Annotated in this window: 18 protein-coding genes and 1 pseudogene; all 19 read left to right on the forward strand. The window is 42.2% G+C overall.

The genetic code is table 11. The features are described from left to right. Nucleotides 1–41: 41 nt before the first annotated feature. The 19 genes and pseudogenes from NYE22_RS04520 to NYE22_RS04610 all read left to right on the forward strand — a co-directional run bounded on the left by NYE22_RS04520 (nt 42) and on the right by NYE22_RS04610 (nt 13,457). The gene (locus tag NYE22_RS04520) at nt 42–557 is read left to right on the forward strand and encodes a ParB N-terminal domain-containing protein (protein WP_342412346.1); all 516 of its coding nucleotides are present in this window, start codon (nt 42–44) and stop codon (nt 555–557) included. Beyond that, nucleotides 554–1,165, forward strand: a complete 612-nt coding sequence (locus NYE22_RS04525) for a protein Mom (RefSeq protein WP_048655185.1) — start codon at nt 554–556, stop codon at nt 1,163–1,165. The genes NYE22_RS04520 and NYE22_RS04525 overlap by 4 nt, the downstream gene beginning before the upstream one ends. 134 nt (nt 1,166–1,299) lie before the next feature. Continuing rightward, nucleotides 1,300–1,548 carry a hypothetical protein gene (locus tag NYE22_RS04530; RefSeq protein ID WP_019713103.1) on the forward strand — a complete coding sequence of 83 codons (249 nt, stop codon included), beginning with the start codon at nt 1,300–1,302 and terminating at the stop codon, nt 1,546–1,548. A 115-nt stretch (nt 1,549–1,663) separates the two neighbouring features. Beyond that, nucleotides 1,664–2,191, forward strand: a complete 528-nt coding sequence (locus tag NYE22_RS04535; protein ID WP_048655183.1) for a YfbU family protein — start codon at nt 1,664–1,666, stop codon at nt 2,189–2,191. 87 nt (nt 2,192–2,278) lie between these two features. Then, on the forward strand, nt 2,279–3,169 hold the full coding sequence (gene terS, locus NYE22_RS04540; protein ID WP_342412347.1) for a phage terminase small subunit: 891 nt from the start codon (nt 2,279–2,281) through the stop codon (nt 3,167–3,169). Continuing rightward, nucleotides 3,166–4,488 carry a PBSX family phage terminase large subunit gene (locus tag NYE22_RS04545; RefSeq protein ID WP_342412348.1) on the forward strand — a complete coding sequence of 441 codons (1,323 nt, stop codon included), beginning with the start codon at nt 3,166–3,168 and terminating at the stop codon, nt 4,486–4,488. The genes terS and NYE22_RS04545 overlap by 4 nt, the downstream gene beginning before the upstream one ends. After that, a complete protein-coding gene (locus NYE22_RS04550) occupies nt 4,485–6,017 on the forward strand; it encodes a phage portal protein (RefSeq protein WP_342412349.1) in 1,533 nt (510 codons plus the stop codon). The genes NYE22_RS04545 and NYE22_RS04550 overlap by 4 nt, the downstream gene beginning before the upstream one ends. Further along, entirely contained in the window at nt 6,014–6,931 is a 918-nt protein-coding gene (locus NYE22_RS04555; RefSeq protein ID WP_342412350.1) for a phage head morphogenesis protein, read from the forward strand. Before NYE22_RS04550 ends, NYE22_RS04555 begins: the two co-directional genes overlap by 4 nt. A 34-nt stretch (nt 6,932–6,965) precedes the next feature. After that, nucleotides 6,966–7,169: a hypothetical protein gene (locus NYE22_RS04560; RefSeq protein ID WP_342412351.1), complete on the forward strand. Its 204-nt coding sequence runs from the start codon at nt 6,966–6,968 to the stop codon at nt 7,167–7,169. A 67-nt stretch (nt 7,170–7,236) separates the two neighbouring features. After that, nucleotides 7,237–8,421 carry an XkdF-like putative serine protease domain-containing protein gene (locus NYE22_RS04565; RefSeq protein ID WP_342412352.1) on the forward strand — a complete coding sequence of 395 codons (1,185 nt, stop codon included), beginning with the start codon at nt 7,237–7,239 and terminating at the stop codon, nt 8,419–8,421. 31 nt (nt 8,422–8,452) lie between these two features. Beyond that, nucleotides 8,453–9,387: pseudogene (locus tag NYE22_RS04570) on the forward strand (phage major capsid protein). A gap of 10 nt (nt 9,388–9,397) precedes the next feature. Next, entirely contained in the window at nt 9,398–9,715 is a 318-nt protein-coding gene (locus tag NYE22_RS04575; RefSeq protein ID WP_048655175.1) for a YqbF domain-containing protein, read from the forward strand. A 5-nt stretch (nt 9,716–9,720) separates the two neighbouring features. Continuing rightward, nucleotides 9,721–10,113 carry a DUF3199 family protein gene (locus NYE22_RS04580; RefSeq protein WP_048655174.1) on the forward strand — a complete coding sequence of 131 codons (393 nt, stop codon included), beginning with the start codon at nt 9,721–9,723 and terminating at the stop codon, nt 10,111–10,113. Then, complete coding sequence (locus NYE22_RS04585) at nt 10,110–10,472, forward strand: YqbH/XkdH family protein (RefSeq protein ID WP_048655173.1); 363 nt, start codon at nt 10,110–10,112, stop codon at nt 10,470–10,472. Before NYE22_RS04580 ends, NYE22_RS04585 begins: the two co-directional genes overlap by 4 nt. After that, nucleotides 10,469–10,972: an HK97 gp10 family phage protein gene (locus NYE22_RS04590; RefSeq protein ID WP_048655172.1), complete on the forward strand. Its 504-nt coding sequence runs from the start codon at nt 10,469–10,471 to the stop codon at nt 10,970–10,972. The genes NYE22_RS04585 and NYE22_RS04590 overlap by 4 nt, the downstream gene beginning before the upstream one ends. Nucleotides 10,973–10,984: 12 nt before the next feature. Next, a complete protein-coding gene (locus tag NYE22_RS04595; protein ID WP_019712743.1) occupies nt 10,985–11,422 on the forward strand; it encodes a DUF6838 family protein in 438 nt (145 codons plus the stop codon). Further along, nucleotides 11,419–11,610: a hypothetical protein gene (locus NYE22_RS04600; protein ID WP_080010045.1), complete on the forward strand. Its 192-nt coding sequence runs from the start codon at nt 11,419–11,421 to the stop codon at nt 11,608–11,610. Before NYE22_RS04595 ends, NYE22_RS04600 begins: the two co-directional genes overlap by 4 nt. Beyond that, on the forward strand, nt 11,611–13,011 hold the full coding sequence (locus NYE22_RS04605; RefSeq protein WP_342412134.1) for a phage tail sheath family protein: 1,401 nt from the start codon (nt 11,611–11,613) through the stop codon (nt 13,009–13,011). Nucleotides 13,012–13,013: 2 nt separating this feature from the next. Continuing rightward, on the forward strand, nt 13,014–13,457 hold the full coding sequence (locus NYE22_RS04610) for a phage tail tube protein (RefSeq protein ID WP_095317842.1): 444 nt from the start codon (nt 13,014–13,016) through the stop codon (nt 13,455–13,457). The last annotated feature ends 177 nt before the right edge of the window (nt 13,458–13,634 follow it).

The following is a 13,634-nucleotide window of genomic DNA, read 5'->3' on the forward strand; positions in this document are numbered from 1 at the left end:
CTTACTGAATAAGGTGTTTTTTTATTGGAGGAGAAAGCATCATGGATATTAGAACTATACCAGTAGAAAAGATTAACCCCGCTGCATACAACCCTCGTATTGATCTTCAGCCAGGCAATGCGGAATACGAAGCCCTGAAAAAATCCATAGAACAATTCGGATACATTGATCCACTTATCTGGAATGAAAAGACCGGCAATCTTGTTGGAGGTCACCAACGATACAAGATTCTAATGGAGGAAAGTCCAAAAGAAATTACTGTCTCCGTTGTTTCTTTAGATGAGAATAAAGAGAAGGCTCTCAACGTTGCATTAAACAAGATCAGCGGTAATTGGGATGAGGATAAACTATCGGTTCTGTTAGAAGAGTTGAGTAATGAAGGTGAAATAGATTTAGCGTTAACTGGTTTTAGCGATGTTGATCTAAAACGTATGTTGGGAGATATAGAGATTCCTAATTTTGAAGAAGGATCTGAAGAAGATCAGGGAGACTTGGGAGTTTTAAGTTCAAAATTGGTTACTTGTCCACACTGTGGAGAGGAGTTTGAAAGAGATTGACAGACCTAAAAATTGCTTGGGCAACTCACGAAGCTGCTAAATTCGCCTGTGAAAATTTTCATTACAGCAAAAGCTTGCCAGCCGGTAAGTTAGTGAAAATAGGTGCGTGGGAAGATGGGAAGTTTATCGGTGTTGTGATTTTTAGTAGGGGAGCAAATAGCAGAATTGGTTCTCCTTACGGCTTAACTCAAAAAGAATGTTGTGAGTTAACAAGAGTGGCTTTGACCAAACATAAATCATTTGTTTCAGAAATTCTGGCTAAATCAATAAAGTTTTTAAAGGAACAATCACCAAATATTGAATTGATAGTCAGCTATGCTGACACAGAACAACATCACCATGGCGGTATTTATCAAGCCACTAACTGGATTTATGCAGGTAAAACCGATGGTGAACATTATTTTATTATCAATGGGAAAAAGACACATCCTAAATCCATACATTCGAAATACGGCAAGGGCAGTCAAAGGATAGATTGGATTAGAAAAAATATTGATCCAAATGCACAAAAATATATCACTACTGGAAAACACAAATACCTAATGCCATTAAATAAAAAGATAAGAAAGAAAATCTTACCTTTAAGCAAACCGTACCCAAAAAAATAAAAAAGAGGGTGCTGAACAACACCCTCTCTTTCTAAACAGAGAGAAACTCCCTGTCAAAGAGCGTGATCAAGACGCGGCCGCGTTGTGGGAAAACATCACGCTCTCATCTCATATTGTAATGGAGGACAGGGAGGATGGCAATAGAAAATAGAAACATATGTTCCCTTTCTGATGATGAAAAAGAGAATCTCCTTCTCCTGCATAGTGCCGAGTTGTTAGAGAACATCAGTCAATCAAAAGAGAAATACCGAAAAATCATTCAGGCAGGTATCGCCCAGTGGGTCAAAGACTTTCAAAGTGGCCATATCAAGGTGAATACTGTGGACGATTTGAAAAAACTCATAGAGCTTGATATAGAGCTTCAGAAAGATGAGGAAATTTGATTTTTTCATAGTGTGGTTATAATTTCTAGTTTTTGTTTATAATTGGGGTTGGTAGAGCATTGGGAAAAGTTATTTTGCTCTCATAACAAAACTAGAATAAAAGGGGAAATGTAGAATGTCACTAGAGTTCACAAAAGAACAAAGAGTAATCTTAATTAACCAAATGGAAATTTTAAAGAGATTGGATAAGGAAAATGCAAAAGAATATGAAAACCGAATCTATGCCTTATATAATGGGTTTTCTAGAACATATAGTGAGTTCTTTGGTGAAATAGAAGAAGACCTCGGTATGGAAGTTCAAGACATGGTATACGATGTTTTTAATATGTACAGAAGTCTTAACAATTCATTTGATAAGTTACCCACTGAAGAGCAAGATCAGTTAGATAAAGACGAATTAAGGTTTAAAGGATATTGCGGTCATACAGAGTCTGCTTATTTACAATTTGCAAATTTTGTCGTTCATCAGTTAGGTCTATATCCCGAAATAAAAGGACTTATTGATTCAGGAAAACTTGAGTCCTTAGATTCTACTTTTGCAAGAGTAAGTGGTTATAAAGAGATGTTACCAGAATGGAAACACTACCGACAATCGCATACTGACTTGTCTTTAGAGGAGATTAAAAAGATCTTAGGTAAATAAAAAATTAAGGGGCCATGTGAGGCCCTTTTAATTTTCTTAAAAACAAACTCAAACTTAATTATGAGGTCCGGAGGTGGGTGAGATGTAATGCCGAGACCACGAGATCCTAAACGAGATGAAGCGTTCCGTCTGTGGGAAGAAAGCGGCGGAACCCGCTTACTAAAAGAAATAGCTGAGGAGCTTGGTTGCTCCCCTTCGCTTATTCGTAAGTGGAAAAACCAAGATCATTGGGAAGATAAATTGAATGGTAACGTTACTAAACAAAATGATAAACCCAATGGTAACGTTACTAAACGCCCTGGTGCTCCAAAAGGAAGTAAGAACGCCAAAGGGAATAAGGGGGGAAAAGCGCCACCTGGCAATCAAAACGCCAAAGGGAATAAAGGCGGCGCAGCCCCCAAAGGAAATAAAAACTCTGTGCGTACTGGCGAGTATGAATCAATCCTATTTGATTTCATGGATGATACAGAAAAAGAACTGTTTGGCCAGATCGAAACAGACCCGCTCTATCAAATTGATCTAACAATAAGGGAGCTAAGTCTTCGAGAGCGGCGCATGATGCAAAGAATAAGCCGCATAGAGAGTGGCTTGAATGAAACGCAACGCCGCGTCCTTCAGCAATTGCGAAAAGTAAAAGACATCGTGCCGACCAAGGACCAGAAAACCGGTTTAGTGAAGCACCAAGCACTTATGAATGAGCGCCTTGTCGTTACAGAAATTGAAGAGGTATCTGAGCCTAGTGTAGATAAAATTCTCCGCTTAGAGGAAGCGATGACCCGAGTTACTGATAAGCGGCTAAAAGCTATCCGACAGAAACATGATATGACTCGATCAATGGATGAACAAGAATTGAAGCTGCGCGGTATTTATCTTACAAATGAAACCAAACAGGCAGAGCTTGAAAGGCTCACAGCCCGTCCGGTTGATAATTCAGTTCACATTACAATAAAGCGCAAGCGTAAGGATGAGGACAAATGATTGAAAAGGTAAAGCCAGTAAATCCGCACTTTGAGGATTTTCTTTTTGATTGGAATCAAAAGTTTCAGTTTCTAGTTGGCGGTTATGGATCCTCGAAGAGTTATCATGTGGCGCTCAAGATTGTTCTAAAATTACTGGAAGAGAAGCGGACCGTTCTTGTTGTAAGGGAAGTATACGACACGCATAGGGACTCAACCTTTTCCCTCTTTGATGAAATTATCAATGACCTTGAGATAGATCATATTGTTAGGTGCGTTTCTTCGCCAATGCAGATCCGCTTTCCAAACGGTGGCCGGATCATATTTAAAGGGCTGGATAAGCCGGCCAAACTGAAATCAATCAATAACGTTTCTCTCATATGGATTGAGGAATGTTCTGAGGTGAAGTATGAGGGGTTCAAGGAGCTGCTTGGACGTCTGCGTCACCCAACATTGCCGCTTCATATGATACTTTCAACAAACCCGGTCGGAGAAGATAACTGGACATATAAGCATTTCTTCAAAGATGACCGCCAAAAACGGTTTGTGCTCGATGATAAAGAGCTATATGAAAAGCGGACTGTCGTAATTAATGACACTTATTATCACCACTCAACAGCGGACGATAATTTATTTCTTCCAGGAAGCTACGTGAAGCAGCTTGATGAAATGAAAGAATACGACCCAGACCTTTACCGAATTGCGCGGCAAGGTCATTTTGGCGTGAATGGGGTTCGTGTGCTGCCGCAATTTGAAGAGTGGCCACATGAAGAGGTTATGACAGCAATCACTAATATTAACCGTCCGCTTAAACGAGTAGGCATGGACTTTGGTTTTGAGGAATCGTATAACGCCGTTGTCCGGCTTGCTGTGGACCATGAAAAGAAATACCTCTATATCTATTGGGAGTATTATAAAAATGGAATGACGGACGACCAGACGGCTGAAGAACTAAGTGAATTTGCTGAGACCAAGGAGTTAATTAAGGCGGACTCAGCGGAGCCCAAAACAATCCGATATTTTCAGCAGCAAGGATTCAACATGGTGGGCGCCCACAAATATAAAGGATCCCGCCTTCAATATACAAAGAAGATCAAGCGATTCAAGAAAATCATATGTTCTGCTCGATGTGAGAATACGATTTATGAGCTGAAGCCGCTCACCTACGCTAAAGATAAGCTGGGCCATATCATAGAAGATGAGTTCACAATAGACCCGCATACACTTTCAGCAATATGGTACGCGCTTGATGATTACGAGGTAACCGATCTGAAAGAAGTATCAAAAGGAAGACCTAAACGGTCAAGACCACGAAGCAGAGAAAGGGGGGGAAGTGAATGAGTAAATCTACAGTTAAAGCGCGAGTATTTAAAGCTGCTCCGCCTAATGAAACAACAAAGCAGATTTATAAAGATGAATTTGAAGATATGTACGGAGAGAATATCATACCCCCGCCGTATAACCTTAAAGAGCTTAAACACATCGCAGAGTATTCGACGATCTTACAGCAGTGTGTCGATGCGTACAAGACCAATATAGTGGGCTTCGGCTTCGAGATGAAATACTCAAAGGATATCAATTCTGATGAAGTGGATTCTGCAGAAAAAACGGCAGCGGATAAAGAATGGCAGCAACTCGAAGAATTCATTAAGTATATTCATTTTGATGAATCAGCTGAAACATTACTCGGCTTTAGCATAGAAGACCGGGAAAAGACCGGTAATGGATATATCGAAGTAATTCGAAACGGAAGCGGGAAACCCGCTGGCATTGAACATATGGCATCTGAGTATGTCCGAGTTTGCTCATTATCAGAACCTATCGAGGTTCCATATAATTATTTTGAGTCAGGTACGTTAAAGAAGATCCAGCGTCAAAAACGCTTCCGGAAATATGTGCAGATCGTCAATGGCAAAAGGGTGTTTTTCAAAGAATACGGAGATCCTCGAATCTTAAATTCCGAAACAGGAGAATATGATGAAAAAACTCCTTTTGAAAAGCAGGCCAATGAAGTTGTGCATTTCAAAATAGGGAGCGGAGCATACGGGAAGCCCCGGTGGATTGGCCACATCGTCAATTTATACGGCGCGCGTAAGGCTGAAGAGTTGAATTTCATGTACTTTAAACAGGGCCGGCACGTTCCTGCTGCTATAACCATTGAAAATGGAATGCTTTCTGAAGACTCATATAAGCAGCTGCAGGACTATATGAACGGTCTTGAGGGTGTGGAAAACGCTCATAAGTTTCTTTTGCTTGAAGCGGAAGGGATAGCCAAGGGGAAAAACATTCAAGGCGATGAGGAAATCACACCAGTTAAAGTGGAAATTAAGTCATTGGCTGAAATCCTTCAGCAAGATGCGTTATTCCTGGAATATGACCAAAAAAGTAGGGACAAGCTCCGCTCTGCCTTCCGTCTGCCGCCGCTCTATACCGGGGAAGCTCAGGACTATAACAAGGCGACAGCTGACACGGCCAGAAAGATTACTGAGGAGCAGGTATTTCAGCCGGAAAGAAAATTAATTACAGGTAAGCTTAACGCTTTATTCTTAAATGATCTTGAAATTCATAAGGTAGAACTGCAGTTAAAAGGACCAGATTTTCGGGACCCTATCGAGATCGCAAAGGTTCTGACTCCTTTTATTAATGCTGGCGCAGTCTCGCCGAATGATCTGCGTGATCTGGCTGGACGTATTCTTGGTAAGACGCTTGAAGAATGGCCAGAGGAAGAGTACAGCAGACCGATAGGCAAAAATACCGCGGCGCCCGCTTCTGATCCTTTGGCTGCGCTCTTTAAGTCGAAAAGCGGGACTCCTAATGTAATAGGGATACTAAAAGATATGCGGGATGTTCTGGAGGATATGAAGCGATGAACAAAACGGATAAGCTGCTGGAAAGCTTAACTGCTTTTATTCAAAAAGCCGAGGAAGACGAGAGAGAGAAGATCGTGGAGGTCGTACCTGATTTCCCCGGCTTGTCTAAGATACCCGATTTTGTCGAAGAATATGAAAAAGGCATCGCCAGATTGCTCAGACGCCAGCGTAAGAAGTTTTTAGATGGTCTGAATGGTTTTATAGGTAAAGACTCAAAAGAGACGCTGGAAGCTCTTTTGGTGTTTTTTACGCAGAATCTATTTGCTGAGGACGAGTTCGAGGAAGAATTTCAGGAACTTACCGAGGGATTTCTGCAGCAGACCGTCGAGGAACTAGCTGAAGTGATCATGGATTCATTGGATCCGGATGTCCCGTTTGAAGCTTTATCAACCAGGGCAGCGGATTGGATCAAAGGTTGGTCGGAAAAGCTGGCTAAGATCATGAAGCTGAATACTCATGTGGCAGTGGAAAACGTGCTGACAGATGCTATCGAGAACGGGGCATCTATCCAGGACATTGAATTGACTCTCAAAGACATGCCGCAATTCGATAGGGATCGGGCCCGGACAACGGCCATAACTGAAGTGCTTGCCGCTTCCTCTGCCGCGCAGCATGAATCTTATGCACAATCGCCGGCAGTAAAGAAAAAGAAGTGGCGGCACAGCGGCGGGAAGAAGAACAACCCACGTGAGAATCACATCGATCTTGACGGCACAGTAATTGGCGTAGATGAAGAATTTCAGATACCAGGTAGCAGCGAGACTTGTATGTTTCCGAGGGATCCTAAACTATCAGCCGGAGAGCGAGTACATTGTCATTGTGTATTATCGCCCGTGGTTGATAAAGAGATTTTAGGGCTGTCAGCAGAGGAAAAAGAGCAACTTAGACGCGAGGCTCTGACAAACCTAAATTGACTCCTTATAATTGTATATAAGGAGGTGGGAATACATGCATGCATATAAATTTATTAGAGGCGATGAAACGTTTTTTATACTAAGTGATGCGCCTACGAGTGAGGTTAGGAGAATTATTTCCGGTGGGGTTGGAAACGCCCATTACTTAGCAGTTAACAATGCACAATGTAGATTTGAAGGCTATCATTTTCAGTTCACAACAGACATTCTAGGAAATGCAATAACAGTGGCGATTTAAAAGCATACTGAAATGAAAACACTATTCGTTAGGATAGTGTTTTTTATTTTGAAAGGAGGTGAACAACATGCCAAGAGAATTGGTAAACGCAAAAATCACACATGTTTCTTACGTGGACAAGGCTGCTAATCAAAAGCAGTTCTTTTTTATGAAGTCAGAAAAACAGCCGGACTTTCAAAAGGAAGTCAAGGTCCTCGCAAAAGAAGCGGACGAGCAAAAACTTGTGTACGGTATCGTATATGAGCCTGATACAGTGGACGCTCACGGCGATTTCATGACAGCTGCAGAAATTGAAAAGGCCGCTCATGGATTCCTGAAAGATGCCCGTGAAATTGATAAGCAACATGATTTTCAAGGCGGTGTTGGTGAGGTTGTTGAATCCTATGTCGCACCTGCAGACTTTGAAATGAATGGGGAAACCATTAAAAAAGGATCCTGGGTCCTTGTGACAAAAGCCTCCGAGGAAGTATGGGAGGAAATTAAGAAAGGCGAGATCACCGGTTATTCCATGGCCGGCATCGCAGATATTGCAAAACAAGAAGAAAAGCCTGTTTCTCAAGAAAAACACGACGAGAAAGGGCTTTTTAATTTGCTCAAAAACTTTTTTACTGGCAATGCCCATCTTGCCAAGGGCGCGGTACAGGAGAAATATGATGAAGGACGTAAACGCCGTGAGTTTTGGGCGGCACAAGATGCGTTAAACTCTGCTTTATTCAAATGGGACTACTCCGAAGGTATGGAGACGGATCCCGAAAAAATCAGAGAAGCCCTTCAAGACTTTGTGAGTATCGCTCAGAATGTATTGATTTCCGATGACATTTTGAAAGCGATTGGACCAAAGCCTGAAGAGCTGCAAAAGGCCGGCCGAAAATTCTCGGCTTCAAACTTGCAAGAAATTAAAAGCGCTCATACTGCTCTCGGCAATTTGCTGAGTCAGGTGGAGACGGAAGGAGAGGAAGAAGAAATGAACGCAGAGGATGTAGCAAAATCCATTGCAGAAGCATTAGAGCCAATTAAGAAGCAGCTCGCAGAATTAGAAAAAGATGAGGATCCTAAAAAGAAGAAAGACGAGGAAAAAGTAGATGAGGAAGAAGAGGCTAAGAAGCTGAAAAAAGCCATCACAGACGCTGTTCAACCGCTCGCTGATCGTATTGAAGCGATTGAAAAAAGCCGCGGAATTTCTAAGCAAGATGAAACAACTTCCGAAACTGAAACACAAGTTAATAAATCAATCTGGTCAGGGCTCCTTTAAACCCTGACTCTTTTCATAAGGAGGAAATGAAGTGACAAACCAAGAGGCAATTAGAAAAGCAGAAATGACGCTGTCTAGCTTAAAAAGCGGCGGTTAATGAATCCTACACAGGCACGTGCATTTATTCGAATGGTTCAAGATACACCAACTATCCTGAAGGATTCTCGAGTTATTCAAATGGATCACGACACTCAGAAAATCGAAAAAATCGGGTTTGGCCAACGTATTTTAAGAGCAGCCCAAGAAGGAAAGGCTCTGGCTGATGATCAAAAGGCAGTACCGACAACAAGTACCGTCGACCTCAGCACAAAAGAAGTAATTGCAGAGATTGATATCACTTATGACACTCTCGAAAATAACATTGAAGGAGAAGGTCTCCAGGATACAATCATGCAAATTCTAGCGGAGCGGGCCGCCGTTGATATTGAAGAGTTGATTGTTAATGGAGATACATCTTCATCAGATCCGTTTCTGGCTCAGATAAACGGTATCCGTAAACAAGCCGCTTCCCATATTGTTGACGCGGCGGGCGAAGAACTGTCACGTCAGATATTTAAACGTGGATACAAAGCTGTTCCGCCTAAATATTTGCGTATTCCGCAGGAGTTCCGCTTCTATACTTCTCCTGGTATTGAAGTTGAGTGGAAAGATCGTGTTGCTGATCGACAAACGAGCTTAGGGGATGCAGCTGTTCAAGGTGGTCTTTCTTCAGCTTTTGGTGTTCCGGTCAAGGGAATTGCGAACATGCAGCCTTATACGATTGGTGAAGCGGAAACGACTTCTGATGTTTCTGATATCATCCTTACACATCCGAAGAATATTATTCTCGGCTTCTCCCGTAATATCAGAATTGAAGTGGATAAGGATATTAGAGCGCGTAAATTTATCATCGTCCTGACAGCTAAGCTGGACAGCAAATTCGAAGAGGAAGATGCTGTTGCCAAAATCGTGAAAGTGAAAGAGTAGGTGAGGAGCTATGTATACAGCTAAACTCACTAAAGGCAAGAACTATCACGTGATGGACAAGGTTTTTAAAATCGGAGAAGAACAGCCGGTTTCAAGAAAATTGTATCTTTACTTGAAGCAAAACGAAGCTTTCGAAGTAAATGAGGTGCAAGGCGAGAATAATGGCGGTGAAGAACCGATAAATTATACAGAATCTCAATTGAAAGGTATGCAAAAATCGGAACATGAAACCATTATTTCTAATCTTGGTGGCAATCCGTCTGACTTCAAAAACGCAGACGAAAGAATTGCCTTCATCCTTAACCATCAAGAAAACAGCGGGAAGTGAGCGGCATGTTAATCACTCCTGCTGACCTGAAAGAATACACCGTTTTTGATTCTGTAAGGGATCGGCCTGATCCCCTTCTTACTCAGGACATCATAGAAGCTATAGCTGAAATAACATATCAAGTTGGCCATGATTTTTCTGGCCCAGAATATGATCCGCTCCCTGAAACGGTTCGGCTAGCTTTATTAAAAATGGCGCAGTATTTCGCGTTAATTAATTCTGATGAGTCAATCACCAAAGGATATACAACCGAGAAGATCGGAGACTATTCATATTCTCTTGGAAACGGCAGCTCTATTCAAAAACCAGACGTCTACACACTCATTAAAGATTATGTTGTATCATCTGAGCCAAGTTTGGAAGGTACAGAAGTAAAAATGCGAATGAGGTCCATATGAGCTATAGATCTTTATTAACTCATCGATGCGATGTTTATCACCTGCAGGAGAAAGCGGAAAACAAAAAACAATCCTTTGGGGTGCCGGTTGAAGATGTTCAGCCGGCTTTTTCATATCCTGAAGTTCCAGATATAGCTGGCCAGCCGTGTTACTTCACAGAAAAGAACCAATCCATTGTGCAGCAGGAACCGAACACGGCCATATATCAATCATTTCTGGTCCACTTCCCAGCTTCTACAGATATCCGCTTGAATGACAGGATTATTTGGGATGGCACAGCTTATAAATTACAGAAGCCGCGGAAGATCAAGAATCATCATTGGGAAGTGACGGCAGTCCGGGAGGTGGAATACTTGTGAAAATAAAGGGACTTGATCAGTTCATACAGTCATTAAACCGGGCTTCTCGAGGAGGGCTGCAAAGGAAATATGAGCAGTGGCTTGAAGCTATGGGTTATGAATTTATTGATATCGTACAAGACGAAATCATCAGGACAAAAACAGTAGATACTCGCCGCTTGCTAAATTCCTTTCAACGCGGTGACCAGGACAATATTTTTTCAATGACATCAGGCAGCTTAAAACTGGATGTCGGAACAAATCTGGAATACGCCTCCTATGTGAATGACGGGCACTTTACAATTGATCCGTCTAAAAATCAGGACCGTCGGTGGATCCCCGGCCGCTGGAAGGGTGATCGGTTCGAGTATGATCCCGCCGAAAGAAGTTCCGGAATGCTGCTTAAATTCCAATGGGTGGACGGGTCCGGCTTTTGGGATAATGCTATGGCCATCTTTGAACTAATGTTTGAGAGAAGTCTTGAGCGGAAGCTGCAGCAGTGGATCGATGAAGAATTTTAAGGCGGTGCTGCCATGAATCAAGAAGTGGGCTCAATTATGGGCTACCTATACAAACTGTATCCTGTGCAAGTGTATGAAAAAGAAATACCGCAGGACTTTGTTGTCCCATCTCTTTACATTCCGCCGGCTTCCACAGTCGATGGGGTGGACACAGTATCTACGTTTCAAAAATCCTATGTTTTAAACGTGAAACTCTTTCATAAAAACGCGCAGGAGGCTCATAACGAAGCGGAAAGGATTGCGGATACACTTAGAAGTAAGAGAGGATTAATTCCGCTCATTCGAGAATCTGGTGAAGTCACGGGGGATTTTATTCGCTTATTACGTATAGAAACCCGGATCTCAGATGATTATGCGAGCATCGTTCTAAATTGGACGAGTCGCTATTGGTATGAACGAGAACAGCATCCTTCTCTTGAAAACTTTGAATTTACAAGCGGGGTGAAATGATGGCCACGAAAAAGGAAAGAACAGAAAATGCTTTTTATATTAAGGATTTGCGAGAGCACAGTCGAGAGCTCTTTGGGGTAAGGCCCGAGGTGTTTGACGGTGCTCTTTTTCATACAGAAAAAAACAGAATCACTAAATCAGAAGCGAAGAAGCTGATTGATCAGTTTCTTCAGAAGGAGGTCAAATAAATGAACGGCGGAACATTTACAGTCGGCAAGGAAAAAGAGCGTGCTGGTATTTATTTTAACTTTAAAACGACCGCAGAAGATCGTGTATCAGTAGGCGAACGCGGAACAGTTGCGCTGCCGATAGCATCCAGCTGGGGAGAGGTTAAGAAATTCATTTCTATCTCTTCAATCGAGGACTTGAATAAAAAAGTGGGATTAAACATTGATGATCCTTCATTGTTGCTTCTTCGTGAGGCAATGAAGAAGGCAAGTACAGTCTTACTTTACCGTTTGACGGAGGGGCTGCGTGCTCAAGCAGACATTAGTGAAGGCGTAAAGGCAACCGCTCTTTATGGCGGAACTAAAGGAAATGACATCATTATCAGAATTACAGAAAACGTTATTGATTCTTCAAAAGTTGATGTCACAACCTATCTTGATCAGTCAGAAGTCGATAAGCAAACGGTATCTAAAGCCGAGGAACTGAAAGCAAATAAACTTGTCGAATTTACAGGCAAAGGGGATCTAACAGTTTCGATTCCCCTAACAGGAACAGCTCCGGAGGATGTCAGCGGGGACCTTCCGTCATCTTCCGGAATCCGCTTGTCAGGTGGAACAGACAAGACACCGACAAATGCTGATTACACAGCTTTCTTGGAAGCGGCTGAAACTGAATACTTTGACACAATCGCGCTACCTGTTGAGGATAACGAGCAATTGAAAGCGACGTTTGTCGCATTCATCAAACGGCTGAGAGATAATCAAGGCTTAAAGGTTCAAGGCGTACTCTCTAATTACAAAGGCGATCACGAAGGTATTATTAATGTCACAGGTGGGGTTCTGCTTGAAGATGGAACGGAGATCACTCCGGAAAAAGCCACTGCTTGGGTTGCCGGCGCCAGCGCGGGAGCGACGTTCAATCAGTCGCTTACGTTCGTAGAATATGCGGGAGCGGTGGACGTCCTTACTCGACTGGATAACGACCAGGTAATTCAGCGGCTGGCGAACGGGGAATTCCTGTTTACTTATGATTCTCGAGACAAATCTGTTTCTGTTGAGAAGGATATTAATTCTCTCACAAGTCTTACAGCTGAGAAGAATAAGATGTTCCAGAAAAACAAAATTGTGCGGGTGCTGGATGCAATCAATAATGACCTGACATCACAATTGAAAGCATTGATTAAGTCCCGTAAAGCGAGCGGCAGCGACGTTCCTGCTACAAATGACGGTCTTCAATTCGTGAAAACATTGATTACTCAATACTTGAGTGTTCTTCAAGATAACGGGGGCATTACCAATTTTGATTCAGAGAATGACATCACAATTGCCCTGAATAGCGATCGTGACGGTTTCCTGATTGATCTTGCTGTGCAGCCAGTTGATGCAGCTGAGAAATTCTACTTTAACGTTGAGGTGAAATAAGAATGGCATTAAAAGCGCAAAACACAATCTCAGGAAAAGAAGGCAGGCTGTTTCTTGATGGAGAAGAAATGGCTCATATCAAAACGTTTGAAGCCAATATTGAAAAAAATAAATCTGAGGTCAATATCATGGGACGCCGGATGACTGGTCACAAAACAACTGGTGCAAACGGAACAGGGACGGCTACTTTTTATAAAGTGACTTCTCAATTTGTGGTTCTAATGATGAACTACGTCAAGAAGGGGGAAGATCCATACTTCACGCTGCAGGCTGTCCTGGATGATAAATCTTCCGGACGAGGCACAGAACGAGTCACTCTGTACGATGTCAACTTTGATTCTGCGAAAGTTGCGAGCCTTGACGTTGATTCAGAAGCATTAGAAGAAGAGGTGCCGTTTACCTTTGAAGACTTTGATGTTCCTGAACAGTTGAAATCAACATTCTAATTTTTAGATAAATAAAGTAACAGAAAAAGGTTACAGATGACACAAATAATTATATAAATGTGTTATAATCACTTCCAACGGGAATAGTATTGATAGTATCGATACTACTGATAGTAACTAGATAAGCTTCAATGTATTTCTTTTTGTTGAAATGCATAAAATAAAAAAAGACCCGGC

This window comes from Bacillus sp. FSL K6-1560 (assembly GCF_038592935.1).
Classification (GTDB): Bacteria; Bacillota; Bacilli; order Bacillales; family Bacillaceae; genus Bacillus; species Bacillus subtilis.

What these genes read in the sequence shown, in the direction of transcription:
- NYE22_RS04595 (WP_019712743.1), top strand. Translation starts at nt 10,985, where the DNA reads ATGAATCAAGAAGTGGGCTCAATTATGGGCTACCTATACAAACTGTAT.
- NYE22_RS04610 (WP_095317842.1), top strand. Translation starts at nt 13,014, where the DNA reads ATGGCATTAAAAGCGCAAAACACAATCTCAGGAAAAGAAGGCAGGCTG.
- NYE22_RS04560 (WP_342412351.1), top strand. Translation starts at nt 6,966, where the DNA reads ATGCATGCATATAAATTTATTAGAGGCGATGAAACGTTTTTTATACTA.
- NYE22_RS04580 (WP_048655174.1), top strand. Translation starts at nt 9,721, where the DNA reads ATGTTAATCACTCCTGCTGACCTGAAAGAATACACCGTTTTTGATTCT.
- terS (WP_342412347.1), top strand. Translation starts at nt 2,279, where the DNA reads ATGCCGAGACCACGAGATCCTAAACGAGATGAAGCGTTCCGTCTGTGG.
- NYE22_RS04535 (WP_048655183.1), top strand. Translation starts at nt 1,664, where the DNA reads ATGTCACTAGAGTTCACAAAAGAACAAAGAGTAATCTTAATTAACCAA.
- NYE22_RS04565 (WP_342412352.1), top strand. Translation starts at nt 7,237, where the DNA reads ATGCCAAGAGAATTGGTAAACGCAAAAATCACACATGTTTCTTACGTG.
- NYE22_RS04530 (WP_019713103.1), top strand. Translation starts at nt 1,300, where the DNA reads ATGGCAATAGAAAATAGAAACATATGTTCCCTTTCTGATGATGAAAAA.
- NYE22_RS04545 (WP_342412348.1), top strand. Translation starts at nt 3,166, where the DNA reads ATGATTGAAAAGGTAAAGCCAGTAAATCCGCACTTTGAGGATTTTCTT.
- NYE22_RS04520 (WP_342412346.1), top strand. Translation starts at nt 42, where the DNA reads ATGGATATTAGAACTATACCAGTAGAAAAGATTAACCCCGCTGCATAC.
- NYE22_RS04605 (WP_342412134.1), top strand. Translation starts at nt 11,611, where the DNA reads ATGAACGGCGGAACATTTACAGTCGGCAAGGAAAAAGAGCGTGCTGGT.
- NYE22_RS04600 (WP_080010045.1), top strand. Translation starts at nt 11,419, where the DNA reads ATGATGGCCACGAAAAAGGAAAGAACAGAAAATGCTTTTTATATTAAG.
- NYE22_RS04585 (WP_048655173.1), top strand. Translation starts at nt 10,110, where the DNA reads ATGAGCTATAGATCTTTATTAACTCATCGATGCGATGTTTATCACCTG.
- NYE22_RS04555 (WP_342412350.1), top strand. Translation starts at nt 6,014, where the DNA reads ATGAACAAAACGGATAAGCTGCTGGAAAGCTTAACTGCTTTTATTCAA.
- NYE22_RS04575 (WP_048655175.1), top strand. Translation starts at nt 9,398, where the DNA reads ATGTATACAGCTAAACTCACTAAAGGCAAGAACTATCACGTGATGGAC.
- NYE22_RS04550 (WP_342412349.1), top strand. Translation starts at nt 4,485, where the DNA reads ATGAGTAAATCTACAGTTAAAGCGCGAGTATTTAAAGCTGCTCCGCCT.